The organism is Pleurocapsa sp. PCC 7319, from assembly GCF_000332195.1.
Lineage (GTDB): Bacteria > Cyanobacteriota > Cyanobacteriia > Cyanobacteriales > Xenococcaceae > Waterburya.
In genome coordinates this window covers 5,438,162-5,456,389 of sequence record NZ_KB235922.1, presented here as the reverse complement: position 1 = coordinate 5,456,389, position 18,228 = coordinate 5,438,162, and the positions used below count along the sequence as shown (strand labels likewise).

At 37.9% G+C, this 18,228-nt stretch carries 17 protein-coding genes and 1 tRNA gene; 7 read left to right on the top strand and 11 right to left on the bottom strand.

The annotated features are described in order from the left end of the window. Positions 1-81 precede the first annotated feature (81 nt). Complete coding sequence (locus PLEUR7319_RS0128860) at positions 82-1,929, top strand: response regulator (RefSeq protein ID WP_019508712.1); 1,848 nt, start codon at positions 82-84, stop codon at positions 1,927-1,929. A 68-nt stretch (positions 1,930-1,997) separates the two neighbouring features. Here the strand turns inward: PLEUR7319_RS0128860 and tatA are convergent, their stop codons facing one another. After that, complete coding sequence (gene tatA / locus PLEUR7319_RS0128855; protein WP_019508711.1) at positions 1,998-2,171, bottom strand: twin-arginine translocase TatA/TatE family subunit; 174 nt, start codon at positions 2,169-2,171, stop codon at positions 1,998-2,000. A 138-nt stretch (positions 2,172-2,309) separates the two neighbouring features. Between tatA and PLEUR7319_RS0128850 the strand changes: the two genes are divergently transcribed. Next, positions 2,310-3,086, top strand: a complete 777-nt coding sequence (locus tag PLEUR7319_RS0128850) for a phycocyanobilin:ferredoxin oxidoreductase (protein ID WP_019508710.1) — start codon at positions 2,310-2,312, stop codon at positions 3,084-3,086. Here the strand turns inward: PLEUR7319_RS0128850 and PLEUR7319_RS43715 are convergent. Further along, a complete protein-coding gene (locus PLEUR7319_RS43715) occupies positions 3,083-3,277 on the bottom strand; it encodes an IS1 family transposase (protein ID WP_158441889.1) in 195 nt (64 codons plus the stop codon). The genes PLEUR7319_RS0128850 and PLEUR7319_RS43715 overlap by 4 nt on opposite strands. Positions 3,278-3,533: 256 nt before the next feature. Here PLEUR7319_RS43715 and recG point away from each other — a divergent pair, with 256 nt between their 5' ends. Continuing rightward, entirely contained in the window at positions 3,534-5,999 is a 2,466-nt protein-coding gene (gene recG / locus PLEUR7319_RS0128840; protein ID WP_019508708.1) for an ATP-dependent DNA helicase RecG, read from the top strand. A gap of 109 nt (positions 6,000-6,108) precedes the next feature. Here recG and psbV read toward each other — a convergent pair whose 3' ends face one another. The 4 genes from psbV to PLEUR7319_RS0128820 form a co-directional block, all read right to left on the bottom strand. Beyond that, positions 6,109-6,600, bottom strand: a complete 492-nt coding sequence (psbV, locus tag PLEUR7319_RS0128835) for a photosystem II cytochrome c-550 (protein WP_019508707.1) — start codon at positions 6,598-6,600, stop codon at positions 6,109-6,111. Between the two features lie 162 nt (positions 6,601-6,762). Further along, a complete protein-coding gene (locus tag PLEUR7319_RS0128830) occupies positions 6,763-6,957 on the bottom strand; it encodes a hypothetical protein (RefSeq protein WP_019508706.1) in 195 nt (64 codons plus the stop codon). A gap of 201 nt (positions 6,958-7,158) precedes the next feature. Further along, a complete protein-coding gene (cobA, locus tag PLEUR7319_RS0128825; RefSeq protein ID WP_019508705.1) occupies positions 7,159-7,911 on the bottom strand; it encodes a uroporphyrinogen-III C-methyltransferase in 753 nt (250 codons plus the stop codon). Between the two features lie 3 nt (positions 7,912-7,914). Then, positions 7,915-8,541, bottom strand: a complete 627-nt coding sequence (locus PLEUR7319_RS0128820; protein ID WP_144054396.1) for a sirohydrochlorin chelatase — start codon at positions 8,539-8,541, stop codon at positions 7,915-7,917. A 373-nt stretch (positions 8,542-8,914) separates the two neighbouring features. On the opposite strand from PLEUR7319_RS0128820, the gene PLEUR7319_RS0128815 reads away from it, so the two are divergent. Next, a complete protein-coding gene (locus PLEUR7319_RS0128815; protein ID WP_019508703.1) occupies positions 8,915-11,194 on the top strand; it encodes a polysaccharide biosynthesis tyrosine autokinase in 2,280 nt (759 codons plus the stop codon). 275 nt (positions 11,195-11,469) lie between these two features. Here PLEUR7319_RS0128815 and PLEUR7319_RS0128810 read toward each other — a convergent pair. Then, positions 11,470-11,555, bottom strand: a tRNA-Leu gene (locus tag PLEUR7319_RS0128810). Positions 11,556-11,681: 126 nt separating this feature from the next. Here PLEUR7319_RS0128810 and ndhL point away from each other — a divergent pair. From ndhL to trpA, 3 genes are all read left to right on the top strand, one after another. Next, positions 11,682-11,912, top strand: coding sequence for an NAD(P)H-quinone oxidoreductase subunit L (gene ndhL, locus PLEUR7319_RS0128805; protein WP_019508702.1), 231 nt, complete (start codon positions 11,682-11,684; stop codon positions 11,910-11,912). 19 nt (positions 11,913-11,931) lie between these two features. Then, positions 11,932-12,255 (top strand): DUF3007 family protein, encoded by a 324-nt coding sequence (locus PLEUR7319_RS0128800; RefSeq protein ID WP_019508701.1) that lies wholly within the window; start codon positions 11,932-11,934, stop codon positions 12,253-12,255. A gap of 384 nt (positions 12,256-12,639) precedes the next feature. Beyond that, positions 12,640-13,437 carry a tryptophan synthase subunit alpha gene (trpA, locus tag PLEUR7319_RS0128795; protein ID WP_019508700.1) on the top strand — a complete coding sequence of 266 codons (798 nt, stop codon included), beginning with the start codon at positions 12,640-12,642 and terminating at the stop codon, positions 13,435-13,437. Between the two features lie 21 nt (positions 13,438-13,458). Here trpA and PLEUR7319_RS0128790 read toward each other — a convergent pair whose 3' ends face one another. The 4 genes from PLEUR7319_RS0128790 to PLEUR7319_RS0128770 form a co-directional block, all read right to left on the bottom strand. Then, complete coding sequence (locus tag PLEUR7319_RS0128790) at positions 13,459-13,728, bottom strand: helix-turn-helix transcriptional regulator (RefSeq protein ID WP_019508699.1); 270 nt, start codon at positions 13,726-13,728, stop codon at positions 13,459-13,461. A gap of 931 nt (positions 13,729-14,659) precedes the next feature. Next, positions 14,660-15,385, bottom strand: a complete 726-nt coding sequence (gene tpiA, locus PLEUR7319_RS0128780; protein ID WP_026102845.1) for a triose-phosphate isomerase — start codon at positions 15,383-15,385, stop codon at positions 14,660-14,662. 261 nt (positions 15,386-15,646) lie between these two features. Next, entirely contained in the window at positions 15,647-16,504 is an 858-nt protein-coding gene (locus PLEUR7319_RS0128775; RefSeq protein WP_019508696.1) for a DUF928 domain-containing protein, read from the bottom strand. A gap of 115 nt (positions 16,505-16,619) precedes the next feature. Further along, entirely contained in the window at positions 16,620-18,188 is a 1,569-nt protein-coding gene (locus tag PLEUR7319_RS0128770; protein ID WP_019508695.1) for a CPBP family intramembrane glutamic endopeptidase, read from the bottom strand. Between the last annotated feature and the right edge of the window lie 40 nt (positions 18,189-18,228).

The following is an 18,228-nucleotide window of genomic DNA, read 5'->3' as shown; positions in this document are numbered from 1 at the left end:
TCATAATAGTCAAAATCCAAAATCTTATATGCTGCGGTTAAGATAGTGTTCTTCCCGAACTATTTTCTGAGAGTAACCCTAATGCCAGACTTATCTCCAACTACTCAGGATAAGATCCTTATTGTTGATGATGTGCTAGACAACTTGGAATTACTGTCCAGAATACTCACTCGTAGAGGATATGCAGTGCGTTCAGTCGAAAGAGGCTCGGAGGCGATCGCGATCGCCCGTTCTGGTTGGGCGGATTTAATTTTACTGGACATTAATATGCCGGAGATTGATGGTTACGAAGTTTGTCGCCAATTAAAAGCAGATCCAAACACCAGCTCAATTCCGGTAATTTTTCTGAGTGCTTTAGATCAGGTTTTGGATAAGGTTAACGCTTTTAGTCTCGGGGGGGTAGATTACATCACTAAACCCTTTCAAATTAAAGAGGTGATCGCTAGAGTAACGACTCATCTTCAGTTACGCAATTTGCAGAAAAATTTAGAAGCTCAAGTTGCATCTCGCACAAATGAGTTAACCAGAGCTTTGCAGGCAGCTAAAGCCGCCAATAGCGCAAAAAGCATCTTTTTCTCCCAGATTACTCATGAATTGCGGACTCCGATGAACGCTATTATCGGTTTTGTACAATTAATGCAGCGAGACGAATCTCTCAGTAGAGAACATCAAGAACAGCTCCGAATAATTAATCACAGCGGAGAGCATTTAATGGCACTAATCAACGATGTGCTGGAAGTTTCTAAAATTGAAGCAGGTCTACTCGTTCTGGAGAAAAACAACTTTGATTTATATCGAATGCTCCAAGGTATCGAAGAGATGTTTCGACTAAAAGCTCAAGCCAAGAGTTTAAACTTCGTAATTCAGCGAAGCGATCATGTACCTCAGTATGTCCAGACTGACGAGCAGAAATTACGACAGGTCTTAATTAACTTATTGGCAAATGCCGTTAAATTTACGCCTGAGGGTCAAGTAACTCTGAGAATAAACTATAATCTCCAAAAGACTAATCAAATCACTTTTGAAATAGAAGATACAGGTCATGGTATCACTGCTGATGAATTGACCACTCTTTTCGCTCCCTTTGTGCAGACCGAAATAGGTCGTAAATCTCAATCTGGAACAGGATTAGGTTTATCGATTAGCCGTCAATATGTGCAATTAATGGGAGGGGATATCACCGTTAAAAGTAGGGTTAATCAAGGGTCAACTTTTAGTTTTGATATCTATATAGATGCGGGTCAACCGGTTTCTTCCCTACCAGAACAAAGACGAGTAATTGGCTTGCAACCCAATTTACCAGCACCAAGAATTTTGGTAGTAGAAGACCGTTGGGAAAATCGACAATTTCTGACTCAGTTATTAGAAATGGTTGGATTTAGAGTTAAAGAGGCTGTTGATGGACAAGAAGCAATAAAACTGTGGTCCAGTTGGTCGCCTAACTTAATTTTGATGGATCTGCAAATGCCAGTTATGGATGGCTATGAAGCCACACAGCACATTAAACGCTTAGATCAATCCGTGGTCATCATTGCTTTAACCGCTTCCAAGTTTAGAGAGCAAAAACAGTTTATTCTCTCTTCAGGATGTGACGACTTAATGAACATTCCATTTAATGAAGCAGAGTTATGGTTAAAAATCGCTCAATACTTAAAAGTTAAATACATCTACGCGCAATCTCCCCCATCTTTAAATACTCAACTAGGATTAGACAACTTAAATCTAGAATCTACATTACTTGCAGTCATGCCCTCAGAATGGATGCAACAGCTTAATTATTTTGCTACGGCTGCTAATGCCAAAGAAATTCTGAATTTATTGGAGCAAGTTCCTGATGAACATTCTGGTGTGGTCAATGCGATCGCTAAACTAGTTGATGATTTTTGTTTTGAACAAATAATGGATTTAACTCAAACAACTAACCGCTGAAAATATCGCTAATACTTAATTTTTAATTTTAATCATGAGGGTATGTCTGGCACACAATAACGATATTTTTATTCTCGATCTTTTTCTTGACCATCATTTAATTGTGGATTATCCATTTCTTCTTTAAAACCCTTGATAGTTTTACCCAAAGCACTACCAATTTCGGGTATTTTCTTGGGACCAAAAACGAGAATTGCTACTAGGGCAATCACAGCTACTTCAGGTATACCCAAACCAAACATAATTTAATCTCCTGCACTAAAATCTATTACGATTAATAGCTAAATGTATAGATAAGGTCAGTCTCAGTATATCGTTTTATTTATAGACATCTTTGGCTACATTATTTTTTTGCCTAGATTGAATATTTTATAACCGTAATGTTAGAAACTTCCCAACCCTCTCTGCGTCAAGAACAACATCCCTTAATCCATCGACTTGCCGAACGTATTATCAACTCTTGGCAGAAGTATTTGGAGCTATCAGCTTTTTCTTTACCGGAAGGATTGGGTTATGTTGAAGGCAAACTGGAGGGAGAAAGATTAAGGATCGAAAATCGCTGCTATCAAACCCCCCAGTTTCGTAAAATGCACTTGGAATTAGCCAAGATAGGAAACAATTTAGACATTCTTCATTGTGTGATGTTTCCTCGCTCTGAATATCCTTTACCGATGTTTGGTTGTGATATCGTCGCTGGGAGAGGTGGAATTAGTGCCGCGATCGCCGATTTATCTCCTACTGGTCCAGAAAAGACTTTATCTTCTAGTTATATTCAGTCACTTTCAGCATTACCAAAAGTAGATTTCACAGAATTACGCGAACTACCACCTTGGGCTGATATTTTCTCGGATTTTTGTCTGTTTGTACGTCCTCACAATGCAGAGGAAGAACAGGATTTTCTAGATCAAGCCTCAAGCTACCTTCGTATTCACTGTAAAGAAGCAGCTCAATCTATCCCAGTATCCCATCAACTACAAGAGCTGTATTTAGCTGGACAACAGTATTATTGTACTAAACAACAACAAAATGATAAAACTCGCCGTGTCTTAGAAAAAGCTTTTGGCGCAGAATGGGCAGAAAATTATATGACTTCTGTATTGTTTGATATACCTAATTCTCCCGATAGGTCATATGAGAAATCTGTGGAATTCTACTAAATATCTAACCCAACATGGCGATTGGACAAGCTGCTTGCGAAGCAGTGTCCCTCGCTATCGAATTCATACTTATTTATATACAAGCCAATTACAATATCATGCATCTTAACTGAGCGAGAATAGCAAATACTTGTTCTCTGTAATCTTTTAAAGTTAGATAATTGGGTAAATTGAGCTGTAGAATTTTTCATGATGGTGGCGACTGCATTAAAAAGCATAGGTCTAAAACTAGCTTTGTGATTGAGCTTCGCTCACCGCCAGAAGCGATTGCCCGAAGGGCAGTGGCAGAGCTAATCGCGCCACAGCTAACAAAAGATGGAATATGGCAGGATTCTATATACTTTGTATGTCAAAGGTTGTAAGTAATATTTAAAATATCAATGATGAGTTGAAATTTTACTGCTTAAATAGAAGTTCCAGTATCATGATCAACAGCAAAAAGTAGGCATGAGTGAACAAACGCTAGATTGGGTAAGGTTGCAAAAAGCATTATCTGTAGAAGCAGAAAGAGGCTATATAGATTTAATTGGCAATCAGTACCGCTTTAGCGAATTTATCTGTCTTAGTTTAGGCAAGCCGCCGAGAAATATTCCCGCTGGGTACAAAATGCAATGGCACGATATTGCTCAAAAGTTTGCTGGTTATGACAACTTAAGTTCCTCTCAAAGAAAGCAGTTAGTCATTAGCACTCGTAATTTTCTCTATAAACAAAAAGCGATCGCCGAAACTCCTGCCACTCCACCGAAACCGAAAGTACCCCGCACAACATCTTTAAATAGTCCCAGAGCCAAGACTTATTTTAATCAAACCATTACCTTAGATCAGCCTTTGAGCAGGGTAATAGATATTGGGCGTAGGAGTAGTTATTTAGAACGTCTGGGATTGTATACAGTAAGGGATTTATTGTTTTATTATCCCCGCGATCATCTTGACTATGCTCGTCAGGTACAGATTACTCATCTTGAACCTGGAGAGACAGTCACAGTAATCGGAACTGTTAAAAGTTGTAAGTGTTTTACCAGCCCCAAAAATAAAAAATTAACTATTTTTGAGTTAATCCTGACTGATGCTACAGGCAGATTGAAGATTAATCGCTTTCTAATGGGCGCTAGATTCAGTAATCGGGGTTCACAAGAAAGATATAAACGTCAGTATCCCGTAGGCTCAATTGTGGCTGCTTCTGGACTCGTTAAACAAAATAAATATGGTATTACTCTAGATAAACCTGAAATAGAAGTTTTAGATGGTGCAGGAGCGAGTATTGAATCGATTAAAGTGGGAAGGGTATTGCCTGTATACGCTTTAACGGAAGGTGTACCAGCTGATACAGTTAGAAAATCAATCATTGCTGTCTTGCCTGCTGCTGCTCAATTAGTCGATCCTTTACCTAGTGAACTGCGAAACCAATATGGTTTAGTCAAGTTGAAAAATGCGATCGCCTGTATTCATTTTCCCGAAAACTATGAAGAACTTACCCACGCGAGACGTAGATTAGTATTTGATGAATTTTTCTATCTTCAGTTAGGCTTCCTGCAACGTCGCCAACAGCTTAAACAAAATCAATCCAGTGCTAGTTTTGCCCCTCAAGGGAAACTAATCGAACAATTTAACCAGATCCTACCGTTTAAATTAACTAACGCTCAAGAAAGAGTCATCAATGAAATCTTTCAGGATTTAGGTAAGACAGATACTCCCATGAATCGTCTGGTACAAGGGGATGTGGGTTCAGGAAAAACGGTTGTGGCTGTGTTTGCAATCCTAGCTGCGATTCAGTCTGGTTATCAAGCTGCATTAATGGCACCTACGGAAGTATTAGCTGAACAACATTACCGCAAGTTAGTTACTTGGTTCAATTTATTGCATCTCCCCGTAGAGCTACTCACAGGTTCAACTAAAACAGCTAAACGTCGAGAAATTCATTCTCAATTAGAAAATGGTGAATTACCACTTTTAGTGGGAACTCATGCCTTAATTCAAGATTCAGTTAACTTTCATAAACTGGGTTTAGCCGTAATTGATGAGCAACATCGTTTTGGCGTACAACAACGAGCGCGTCTTTTAGGAAAGGGTAAATCTCCTCACGTTTTAACCATGACTGCCACGCCTATTCCTCGTACTTTGGCTTTAACTTTGCACGGTGATTTAGATGTCAGTCAGATTGATGAATTACCCCCAGGCAGACAACCAATCAGCACCATGATGAAAAAAGGTAAGGATCGTAAAAAAGTCTATGATTTAATTCGTCGAGAAATTGCTCAAGGTAGACAGGCTTATATTATTTTCCCTTTAGTAGAAGAATCAGAAAAGCTCGATCTTAAAGCAGCAACGGAAGAACATAAAAGGTTATCAGAAGTAATTTTCCCTGAGTTTAAAATCGCCCTACTACATGGTCGGATGAGTTCAGTCGAAAAGGATGTGGCGTTAACTTCTTTTCGTGATAATGAATCTCAGATTATTGTGTCGACAACTGTGATTGAAGTCGGGGTTGATGTACCCAATGCGACGGTCATGGTGATTGAACATGCAGAACGGTTTGGTTTATCGCAATTACATCAGTTGCGTGGCAGAATCGGCAGGGGAAGCAGTAAATCTTTTTGTTTCCTGATGAGTAGCAGTAAAAATGTCGAAGCCAGACAACGTTTAGCAGTGTTAGAAGAATCTCAGGATGGTTTCTTTATTTCGGAAGCGGATATGCGATTTCGTGGACCAGGAGCAGTTTTGGGAACTCGTCAATCGGGATTGCCAGATTTTGCCTTAGCCAGTTTAGTTGAAGATCAAGAAGTGCTAAATTTAGCTAGGGAAGCTGCGGAGAAGATTATTGCTGCGGACAAAATGTTAGATAATTCTCCCTCGTTAAAGCAGGAGCTGGAAATTCGCTATCGTCGTTTAATGGGTGGAGATATTTGGAATTAATTCTGAATTAATATCGTTTGTATCAAAAAAAAAGATGAGGTAGAACAAAATTCATCCCTCATCTTTTATTGATCTTTAATCTCTTTAAATTTTAAAAAGTAAAAAAGGTTTAGTTATAAACTTTTCCGCCTCCCCAGAGAATGCCACGAATTTCAGGCTGAATTAGGATATGTCCAGCAACTGCTTCTAGATCATCATCAGTTAAATTACGCATTAAGGGATAAAGATCAGAACGGGTAGTATTGGGGTGGAATTCATAGATTTCTCTTTCACCATCATAAGTTGTGGGATTTTTGAGGTAATCTACGATTCCTTCAACATTATCTCTAGCGGGGAATGCCCCAGATAGAGCAGTTAAACCCAAATTGACGTTAGGGTTTGTTTTAGTTGCACCAGATTTATGGCAATAGGAGCAAGTATCTACAAATACTTTTTGTCCTTGTTTGACTTGTTTGAGACTTAAAACTATTTCATCTCCTTGATCGTTGAGTTTTACTGTACGAATATCTTCGTCTAACTCAACTGCATTAACGCTACCAATATTAAATTGAATTACCAAAAATAAAGCAGCTACAGCAGCAAATAATAATCGCTTCAACATTATTCTCCTCAAAAGTTTTAATTTGATTGCGGTGCTATTTGTGATGCACCAATATACATAATCTTCAGTTATTTATCTTGACAGAATACCTGGTAGTTAATGAAAACAGTAACCAATCTTATCGCTCAGGGCGAATGCATATCCAATCGGAGCTAAAATAAATTATTTTTGGTTAGCTTCTAAATTAGTTTTGGCAGCTAGAATTTCCATAATAATTGCCTTGGCATCTTCCAATGCTAGACAGGTGCGTTCGTTTTTATAGTTAATTTTAAAGCGATCGCATAGGTCGAATACTACTTGTTCTTCGATTTGATATTCTGCTGCAATATCTGCAATTGATAGTTCTGCAAAGCCCATAAGCACGATCTATATATATCTCATCAATGAAGACATACTCTAAGTAATTATGTATTATATTAGGATATTTTGTCAGTTATTCTAAGTATTAATACTCAGCACAGCCGATTTTTCCCAAATGATCATGATAATTATCATGCCATTTAATAGACCCAATTTCTGCAAAATTTTCAGTTAATTAGGGATAATGAGTTGTCAAGGCTATGGAACTAAAAGAGAGCGAAAATCTACAACTTGACCGATAACAGCGATCGCTGGTGCTTGAAATTCTGTAGTCAATATCTGCTCGATAATAGTTTCTAGAGTACCCACCAACTCAGTTTGATCGGGTCTCGTCCCCCAGCGAATTAGGGCAATAGGAGTATCTGCGGTCATACCTCCCGCCAATAATTGGGGAATAATGTGGGGAAGATTATGCACCCCCATATAAATTACAATTGTTTCCGAACCTTGAGCGATCGCTTGCCAATTGACTTCAGGGCGATATTTTTCCGTCGCTTCATGACCGGTGACAAAGGTAACAGAAGAATTATATAGGCGATGGGTTACAGGAATCCCCGCATAGGCAGGAGCAGCAATGCCTGAAGTAATACCCGGCACGATTTCTACACCTACTCCTGCTTGCACTAGATCTGCCATTTCTTCTCCACCTCTGCCAAAAACAAAAGGATCTCCCCCTTTGAGGCGCACCACAATAGCGTTGGTTTCGGCTTTAGATCTTAGTAATTCAGTAGTTTCGGCTTGAGGTAAAGAGTGCCTACCTCTACGTTTTCCAGCGTTAATTTTTTCGGCTAGGGGATTGATAATATTGATGATCTCTGGACTGACCAAAGCATCGTAAATTACTACGTCGGCATGTTCTAGTAAGGTTTTACCTTTGACTGTTAATAATCCAGGATCACCTGGACCTGCTCCAACCAAATAAACCTTTCCTACATATTTAAGTTGATGCATAATTTAAACTTCCCCAACAATTAATTCCGCTAAAGTATCAGATGCTCCCAAAGGTTGACCTAGAATCAGTTCTACTTGGGGATAAGCTGACTGTAATGTTCTCACTTCTTCGGCGATCGCTTTAGTGATTCTGCCAGGGAATAAAAAATAAGGCAAAATAGCAATTTTCTTGTAACCGGCGGCTATTTGCTCCGTGACTTGTTGAGTAAGGCTAGGGGAAACTGACCAGTATGCTGTCAAGGCATTTAACTGAGTTGTCAAACTCTGATAGTAATAATTAACTTCTGGTAAACGACTTCCATGAACTACTAATATGCGTGATTCTCCAGATAATTGCTCAAATTCATGGGAAAGCAACGGGACTATTCCCGAATATTTACCTATATATGGAGATAATTCTATTGTAACTTGACTATTGATTTGTTTAATGGCTAAAGCAATTTCTGAAGGAATATCCTCCCGAACATGAACCCCAGGAGCAAGAAACAACGGTAACACTTTAATCTGCTGAATACCTTTTTGCTGTGCTTTTAGAGCGAATTCAACTAAGCTTTTATTCAAAGATAGTGGAGTTAATTCTAAGGCAGCAACTTCAACTAAAGGTGTTTTGGGTGATTCAATTGTTGTCACTATTTCTGACCGAGAAAATGATAAATCTACTCCTCTGTAATATTGCTGAGTTAATATGTTCTTAGATTCAAATTTTATAGTTAATAACTTCCCCAGGCGTATTGCTGCCAATTGGGTTCGAGGGTCTCTACTACCATGAAATACAAGGAAAAATGCGCGACTTGAGGTTAAAGGAGTTCCCGAAAGCTTAGACAAGTTGATTGATAAGTTTATTATGATAATTACTCTAAAGATTATAGCGATTACGACACTTTATTCTGTAGTGAATGATATATCTTTAATAAAGTAGTAGTAATAATACCGAAGTCTTGCCAAAATAATATTAAAACATAGTTTCACCATCAAATAACTTACCTACCTGAATATACTTAATATGTTGAGTAATAACTCTAACGGTCAAAATATAAAAAATTCCAATTTACCTGAAACCTCCTCAAGAGATTCTTTAGATTTAAACTTAAGTGATTATTTACTTAAAGTTAGAAGGCGTTGGAAACCAGCCTTGGCAATATTTGTGCTAACTTTAGGAGTCACTGCAGGGTTGAGCTTATTTCAGAAAAAAACATATCAAGCACAAGGTAAACTACTCTTTAAACAAAAAACTGCTGCATCCCTTACTGGTATTGGTGAACAGACCGGTACTTTGGAACCCATTTTGACTAACCAAACTCCTCTGAGTACCCAAATTGAGGTATTAGAGTCTGAACCAGTTATTCAGCAAGTAATCGATCGTCAAAAATTAACAGATGATGAAGATGAACCTCTAAAGCCTAAAGACTTTAGACAACAACTTACTACTGAACTGATTGGTGGTACTGATGTAGTCCAAATTGGCTACAGAAGTCCCAATCCAAAAGTTGCTTCTGAGGTAGTAAATTCTCTGATGGATGTCTATCTTCAGCAGCAAATAAGAGGCAATCAATCTGAGCCTGCTGCTGCCAAAGAATTTATTAATAAAGAATTACCTACTATAGAAAATAAGGTGGAACAGGCGGAATCTAGTGTTTCCGCTTTTAGAGCCGAAAATGATATTGTTGACCTGACTGAAGAGAAAAAAGGACTAGTTACTAATTTGGGGGCACTAAATCAGCAGATATCATCTACTGGTTCAGAATTACAAGGTTTACAAGCTCAAACATCGGCACTTCAAGGGCAGTTGGGATTAGATTTGAAACAGGCAGTTGCTGCTAATCAACTAGGGGGATCTCCTGAAGTTCAAAGTATTTTGGATCAGTTAGCTGTGACAGAATCAGATTTGGCAAAAGAACGTCAGAGATTTAATGATAATCATCCCAGTATTGTTAGCTTAATCGAGAAAAAAAATAACTTGACACAACAACTAGAAGGGTTAGTTGCTAATGCTGTTGGGCAAGGAGTTGAGGTGTCTCAAGGGTTATTACAGAGTCAAGATGGTATCAAAGAAAATCAGCTAGAAAAATTTATCACTCTAAAAATCGACGAACTCAGTCTACAAAGACAAGTTAGCTCTCTATACCAAACTCAACAAGAGTATTTGAAGCGAGCCAAGGATCTACCCAGATTAGAGAAAAAGGAAAGAGAATTAGTTCGCGCAGCTGAAGCAGCCAGCAAAACCTATGAAACATTGCTGGACAATTTACAAGAAGTACAGCTAGCCGAAAATCAGCAAAGCGGTAATGCAGAAGTTGTGGAGTACGCTGACGTGCCAGAACAGGGTAGCTCTGGCAGAGTTATGTTGTTGGGATTGGGGGTAATATTAGGCTCATTTCTAGCTAACTTATCGATCATTTTGCTGGAGATGCAGGATCGCTCAATTAAGTCTTTAGCTGAAATCAAAAGGAAATTTGCCTACAATACCATTGGCATAACCCCCCTAGAAGCGCCTGATTATCAAGGAAGAATTGTCACTCGGGAAGAACCAGATTCTTTCTCTGGAGAAGTTTATCGGATGATCCAAGCGAATCTCAAGTTTTTGACTAGTGACAAACCACCCAAAGTCATTTTGATCACTAGCTCTGTCCCAGAAGAGGGCAAGTCTACTGTGGCAGCTAACCTAGCTGCGGCGATCGCTCAATTAGGTCGCAGTGTACTATTAATAGATGGAGATTTACGTCGTTCTTCTCAGCATCACTTGTGGGGAGTTGATAATCGTAAAGGTCTTAGAGATATTATTACTGAGCAACTCAGTCCCAAGTCTGTCATCGAAAGACCCATGCCGAAATTAGATCTGATAACCAGTGGTTTAGTACGGACTAATCCCCTAGCATTAATCGATTCTCAAGCAATGAGTGACTTAGTTGGTCGTTCACGACGAGAATACGATTTAATTTTAATTGATGCGCCTCCTTTACCTGTAACTGCAGACGTACTAACTCTTAGTAAGTTAGTTGATGGCATTGTGTTTGTTACTAGACCCGGAGTAGTTGAGCACGAAAGTGCGGAATTAGCCCAAGAAACGCTGGCTAACACTAGACAAAAAGTTTTAGGGATGGTGATTAATGGAGTCAAGCCTAGTGACTTTGACCGCTATTCTTATCATGGTCGGTACGGTAAAAGTTATTTCAAAAGAGATAGTCAAAAGGTCAATAATGATGATTTTGTTTCTAGTGAGGATTTATCCAACATGGAGCAAGGTAATAGCTTAAACGGCAATGTTAGTAAAGCAAAATTATAATTTGAATACAGGGCAAAAATTGGCTTAATGGGAAAATTAGGGTTTTAATTGCCCGGAATTAAAGATAATTTGGCGAAAGTGAGCGAAATCATCTTCAAAAATCTTCTTAGCTTTTCTTTTGCTTGGTTTTTTGACTGTGATAGGAATTCGTTCCGATAGCCATTAAATATACGATAGCCATTAAATATAACAGCGATCGCTATCCAAGCACATTCAGAGGAAGACAGAAATGCAGCCGATATACAACAAGTCTGAGCTAATATTTGGTATTACAGTGGGGGTAGGGAGACTTGAACTCCCACGACCTTTTACGGTCAACGGATTTTAAATCCGCAGCGTCTACCAATTCCGCCATACCCCCTGATATGGTTTAGTGAAAAAAGGTATTTCCTGTGAGGACTAATATATCATACAGTATTGATATCGAAGAGTGCAATTTACCGCCTAAAATATAAATATTAAAAATCTTCAGGAAATAAAAACAATTATGTTATTGACAGAAACTACTCTAGTCGCCTTGTTATATCTAGTTTTAAGTGGCACATATCTTTTGGTACTCCCCGCATTGGTTTATTTATATCTCAAAAACCGTTGGTATGTTGCTAGTTCCATAGAACGACTAATCATGTATCTTTTTGTATTTTTGAGCTTTCCTGGAATGTTACTGCTTAGTCCCTTTCTCAACTTTCGTCCCAAACGCCGCGATCTAAAAGCCTAATATACTCTAGATAAATACTATGCGCAGAATTGATGCTTTGGGAATCAGTCTTGGCGTTTTCGTAGCGGCAGGACTAATTTATGTCATTTTACAGGTACTGGGCATTGATTCTATCAATGCGGGAATTTGGACACAAACTCTGTTAGTTATAGGGTTAATTGGTTGGTCCCTGACCTACTTATTGAGAGTCAGCAGCAAAAATATGACTTATAATCAGCAACTTAAAGATTATGAAGAAGCAGTAATTCAAAAACGTTTTGAAGAAATGTCTCCTGAAGATTTGACCAAACTTCAACAAGAAATTGAGCAAGAAAAAGAATCTCAAACACCTAAACAATCTTAGGGTATGTCATCTTTGACACTTCCACCGCTAAACACTAGCGCGTTTTAACGGGGGATTCTTGACTCATCGACTCTTGACTAGATTACAGCCTTAAGGGAGTACCAAGGTTATGTCCTTATCTCTGAAGCTTTACCATCGTTCTGAGTTTAAAGCCCCTTTCTTCTAGGAAGACTTCTTTTAGTAATTAGTAGTCAATTTGAGCTAAAAACTAAAAACCAGAATCACCGACTTTTTAGGGCGGTGAGGAGTCAATATGCAGAACATTTTTCTCTATGTATACCGCTAAAATAGCTTAGAAGGTATGCTAAGCCCAAAGGATGACATATCCTAGGGAACACAAAAATACTAAAATACTAATCTTCATTACTCAATCAACTTTTCTTAATGAATTCTATTGCCCGTTGTTTTCAAGATCTGAAACAAAATTCTGAATGTGCTCTGATTCCTTTTATTACTGCAGGAGATCCTGATTTGGCTACTACTGCCAAAGCTTTGGAGGTTTTAGCCCAGAGCGGTGCAGACATGATTGAATTGGGTGTACCCTATTCAGATCCGTTAGCAGATGGTCCAACAATTCAAGCTGCTGCTACGAGAGCTTTACAGAAAGGAGTCCAATTGGATGATGTTTTAGAAGTAGTAAAAACAGTAAAAGGCACAACTAAAGTTCCGATCATCTTATTTACCTATTACAATCCAATCTACTATCGGGGAATAGATATATTCCTTAAACAAATCAAAGATGCAGGAATTAGCGGGTTGGTTGTCCCCGATCTACCTTTGGAAGAAGCTGAAATATTACTCAAGCCAGCCGCTGATATCGGCATTGAGGTAACATTGCTAGTTGCCCCCACTAGTTCTCAAGAACGAATTGATGAGATCACTGCCAAATCTCAAGGATTTGTCTATTTAGTCTCGGTAACTGGAGTAACTGGAGTTCGCAGCCAAATGGCAACAGAAATTAAAGATCTGTTGTCGAACTTGCATCGCACAACAACCAAACCCATCGGAGTAGGCTTTGGTATCTCTAGTCCTGAACAAGCAAAACAAATCAAAGACTGGGGCGCAGACGCAGTGATTGTTGGTAGTGCCGTAGTTAAACGATTGTCAGAGGGAACTCCCGAAACGGGACTAAAGGCAGTCAGTAAATTCTGCCATTCTCTAAAACAAGCGATCTTGTCATAGATTCATAGATTTAGTTAATTATTATTTGCTAGTATTTTTGGCATCACTATTCTTGGGAGGCAAAAGTGAGTTAGGCAAGTCGTCAAACTTGAATTTAACTGCTCGGCAAAATTCTTTCATTTGAGCCACTGTCATCGTGGGTTCGGCTTGACCTTTTTCCCAACGCCGAATAGTAGAAACTGCCACACCGATTTCTCTGGCTAATTGTTCTTGGGACAGTTTGACATTCAATCTCAATCTTTTAAAAGGAGAATTTGTTTCTTGAAGCTGAGATTTTTTGGGTCTTGTCATGATGCTTATAAGATGGTTAATTACGATAGAATAGCTTCCTGGCAATTTTAAATGGCAAAAAAAATTATCTATTGAAATCCCAAAAAATCAATATTTTCAATTATAGTTATTGAAATTTAAGAATTAATATAAAGCCAATATGCTTCATTAGCTTTTATTAACTAGAAGATTTTCTTTATTAGCAATTTAATATCGCCTGGCTGACCAAATAAAATAAGAGTAATTACGTAGCCATAAAATATAGAGTAAAAATGCCTCCCCGCAAATTACAATTATTGGCTAGGGGGCAATAATGTAATATTCGCAGAGAATTATACGCTTGATTTGTACGCTCAATTCTGTCCTATACTAACAGAAAAAGAGAAAAAGACTATTAGCGAAAACACCGAAATTTACAAACAAAGCAATTTTTTTTGGTGATGATTTTAGTTTGTTTAATAGCAAAAAAAAGATTGTCTATCGAGAAATATACTGACATTACACACCTTGAATATACATTTAGTGTCATTTTGAGCGGTTAAAAAGCTTGTCTGACAATGATTTACTACTTCAAATTTACCATTTTAACCGTGAAGAAAAGAATTTCATTGTAAACAATTACTTCTTGAAGAATCTGAAGATAAATACAGAAGAAGCAGCAATCAAAATTGTAATAATGATACTTGCAAGTATGACTGAGTCAAAAATCAAAGTTTGTACGGCTCTACGAGGCTCGGTAGAAACTCAACCAGAATCATAATTATGGGTGAAAGGCTTTTAGTAAAAGCTTAGCTAAACCAAGGTTTTTAAAATATCGTATTTCTTAATGTACTTGAAATCTTAATATATTTGAAAAATTTTCGATAAATATAGAAATATCAAATTTAAACGATTAAACTATAGGACTAGAATAAATTGAGGCAATTATTATTAACTGCCCCAATGCTACTAATTATTGATAATTAACAATACGTGCAAAGTCAGCTGCTTCTAAACTTGCTCCACCTACCAAAACTCCATCAATTTCTGCCTGGGACATAATTTCATCAATATTACCTGGTTTAACAGAGCCACCATATTGGATCGTCACATTTTTATTATCTAATTGCTGGCGAATAATCCCGATGACACGATTTGCTTCCGTAGATTCGCATGTATCTCCCGTACCAATTGCCCAAATTGGTTCATAGGCAATTATTAGATTATTTTGATCTATTCCTACTAGATCTTGTTTCAGTTGATTGATAATAATATTTTCGGTTTCGCCAGCATCTCTTTGTGATTTAGTCTCACCAACACAAAGAATTGGTTTCATTCTATATTCCTGCGCTCTCTTAAGTCGTAAATTTACTGTTTCATCTGTTTCTCCAAAATACTGTCGTCGCTCACTGTGACCAACGATCACATAATTAACACCAATTTCGGTGAGCATTTCTCCTGATATTTCACCAGTGTATGCACCTTCAATCTCCCAGTGAATGTTCTGTGCTCCTAACATGACCCTACTTCCGTGTAAATTTTTGGACATGACAGTAAGAGATGTAAACGGAGCACACAAAATAATTTCTCTACTTTCGTCGGTATTTTCGGTTTTTGATTTAAATGCTTGCACAAACTTTAAGGACTCTGCCTGGTTTTTGTGCATCTTCCAGTTGCCAGCAATAACTATTTTTCGCACAATCTAAAAAATATCTTAAATTCTCTGCAAATCTAAGTTTAAGGCTTAGCGGGGGGTTAAGGCTAGATTATGAGCTAAACAATTAACCCAAAAAGTGAAAAAACTAGTGGACGTGGGCGTAAATAAGACAACCGTTATACTGTTAAAGCCTTACCCTTATAAGTCCAGTGGAACGGTTTGACCATCTTGTCATTGTAGTAAGCAATGAAATCCAGAATTTTAGCTACTAACATTACGAAGAAAATTCCTTGGACACTCAGGTTAAAGATTAACGGCTCTTGCTTCTTGCTTTCGCGAAGTGAAATTAGCTCTTATACAGGGCAGGTGATGTAGCTGTACTCCTTTAGCTCGAATTAAATTTTTCCAGTCTTTTTCTAAATCCAGGTCGCTAGAATTGGGTTTATACTGACTTAGTAACTTATCAATGGCATCGTACCAAATACCATGATTTGCATAGGTTAGATGAGATCTTTGACCGTTTTGTTGCAGCTCCAAGTACAAGCCAGAGGTTACAGGAACTCGACGAACCCAACCTTGAACATACTGCGATGAGGCTAGCTGAGAGTTGCAGTATATTTTTACGTACCAAAGATACCATTGACCAATTTTTAAAGGAGGCTCAGTTTCTGGCAAAGAAAATTTATGATATCGACCATCCTGGGGGGTGTGAATCTGCGATCGCCAAATATCTTCTCTGGCCTCATTTTGAACAATGAATTCGATGTGACTGGCTTGTTCGGTAACCAGAGGCAAATAAACCCAAAAACTAGGATGTCCTAAAATTGTTTTACCCGAGTGAGAAACGGGCATAACCGCTTTTAAGAAGTCATTTATATTAGTACAATTCCCTCGACTCTCTCCTGCAGTTTGCTGTCCTGGTCTACCAGTACTAGAAAAGTCTAAAGACTCTTCACGCTCCTCTTTTTTTTGTGGCTTAGTATTTTCTCGAGCTGTCTTAGGTGAAGATGTATTTGAATGCTTTTCAGTTGACAAAGCTTTGGTTGAAAGATAAAGGATTACTAAACAAGCAAGAATTATACTGAGAAAACTTTTTATTTGTGCATAGTAGTTAATCTCCAGTTTCTGCAAAATCAACCCCCAGACTAGATTAAAACCCACAATTTCAGCTCTTAAACTATTCGTAAAATGAATTACATCTAGTATAGAGTGATTGCTGAAGATTGATTAAATAAAAAGCTGAAGATTATTGGAACAATAAAGATGTTCAAATTAGTTAAATACCACTGCCTAAAACGAATAAACTAATTAAGGTGCCACTATTCCAAAGACTGTGAAGCAACATCGGAGCCAAAAGATTACGCGATCGCGTATAAACTACTCCTAATACTATTCCCAAAGTGGTTAATGGTAAGACTTCAGATAAGCTTAGATGAGCGACTGCAAAGATAATAGCACTAATCATAATTGCCCCCGAAACAGATACATAACGTGTTAGAGAAGGCAACAAAAAACCACGAAACATTATTTCTTCAAAGAGCGGCGCAGCGATCGATGCTGTACTAAAGAATATTGCCAATGCTACTTGATCCTGTGCTTGTAATGCTAGAAATAGAAGGGGATTACTACCTCCTTGCCCTTGCCAAATTTGCTGGTTAATCAAAGATACTAGTAATACTAAAGGTACAGCAACTAAATAACCTCCAACCCCCCAAACAAACCAGTTACTAGTTAATTTGAATTTAAACCAATCTTGGGAGAGAGGGATAAAAGATTTAATCGAAAAGTATAAAACTGAAACTCCCCCTACAGCCATTAAAAGATAGGTTCCCAAAATATATAAAGCTTTGATTCTAAGGGAAGAGTTAACCGGATTAATATTTAAAAAACCTAAAATTAAAGGTAAGACAAATTGACCGATAAAGAAAAACCCGACAATCAAAACTTGCCAGGTAATTTCCCAATCCCAAGGTGTCTCCCAGGTAGTGCTGTTATTGGTTGAAATAATCGAAGTTTCTTTTTTAATAAATCTTTGAATAATTAAAAATATTAACAAAGCGACTCCAGTAATACCACCAAAAAAGGGAATGCCACTGATTAAGGCTAATTTAAATATTGAATTGGTAGCAACTTGTAATTCTTGTTCTTTAAGTGAAGCTAAATCGTCAGCAAGATGATTGACTTCGTCAAATTTGGCTAAAGCCTGATAACTGAACCAACTATCTAAATTATTTTCTAATTTACTTTTGATAGTCTCGGTACTTGCTACCAGTTCTTGGGTTTGCTCCTGCCATAACTGTTTAAGGAGTGTAGCTGTTTGTAAGTAACTGTTTTCGGGATTGTTGATACGACTAATTTCACCATCCCAAATAGAAATTGCTTCTTGTGTTTTACCCTGCGCCGCAGCTAAAATCCCTTGTTTTAAATCCAATTCATTAATAAACTGCTCTAATTCGGTAATTTGCTGTTTAAGCTGTTTTTTTTGAGCGACATTTATTCCTTGTTTGTTTGCTTCATCAGTAATATCTGTTTTGCCAGTGTCTAGCTGTTGTAGCTTAGAGACGAAATTATCACGACTAACTACCGTTTCTTGGCGTACTTTCTGATATTGCTTACTGGCTGCCGAATAAGGATCTTCTCCAACTAAAGAGTTGACTGCACTATTTAAATCAAAATCATCATTTGTATTAGTTTTGTATTCCGCAACGTGGAGTAATAAATTAGTTTGATATAGCTCTAAGCGACTTTGGATCTGGGGTTGAGAAAGACTACTGTTTAAAGAAAAGCCAATTCTGGCGATCGCAAATATGGTTAACAGAGCTAAAATTGCTCGTTTGATTGTCATCTATCCTCCAAGGCAGAATCTTATAGTTAGTTTTTATATT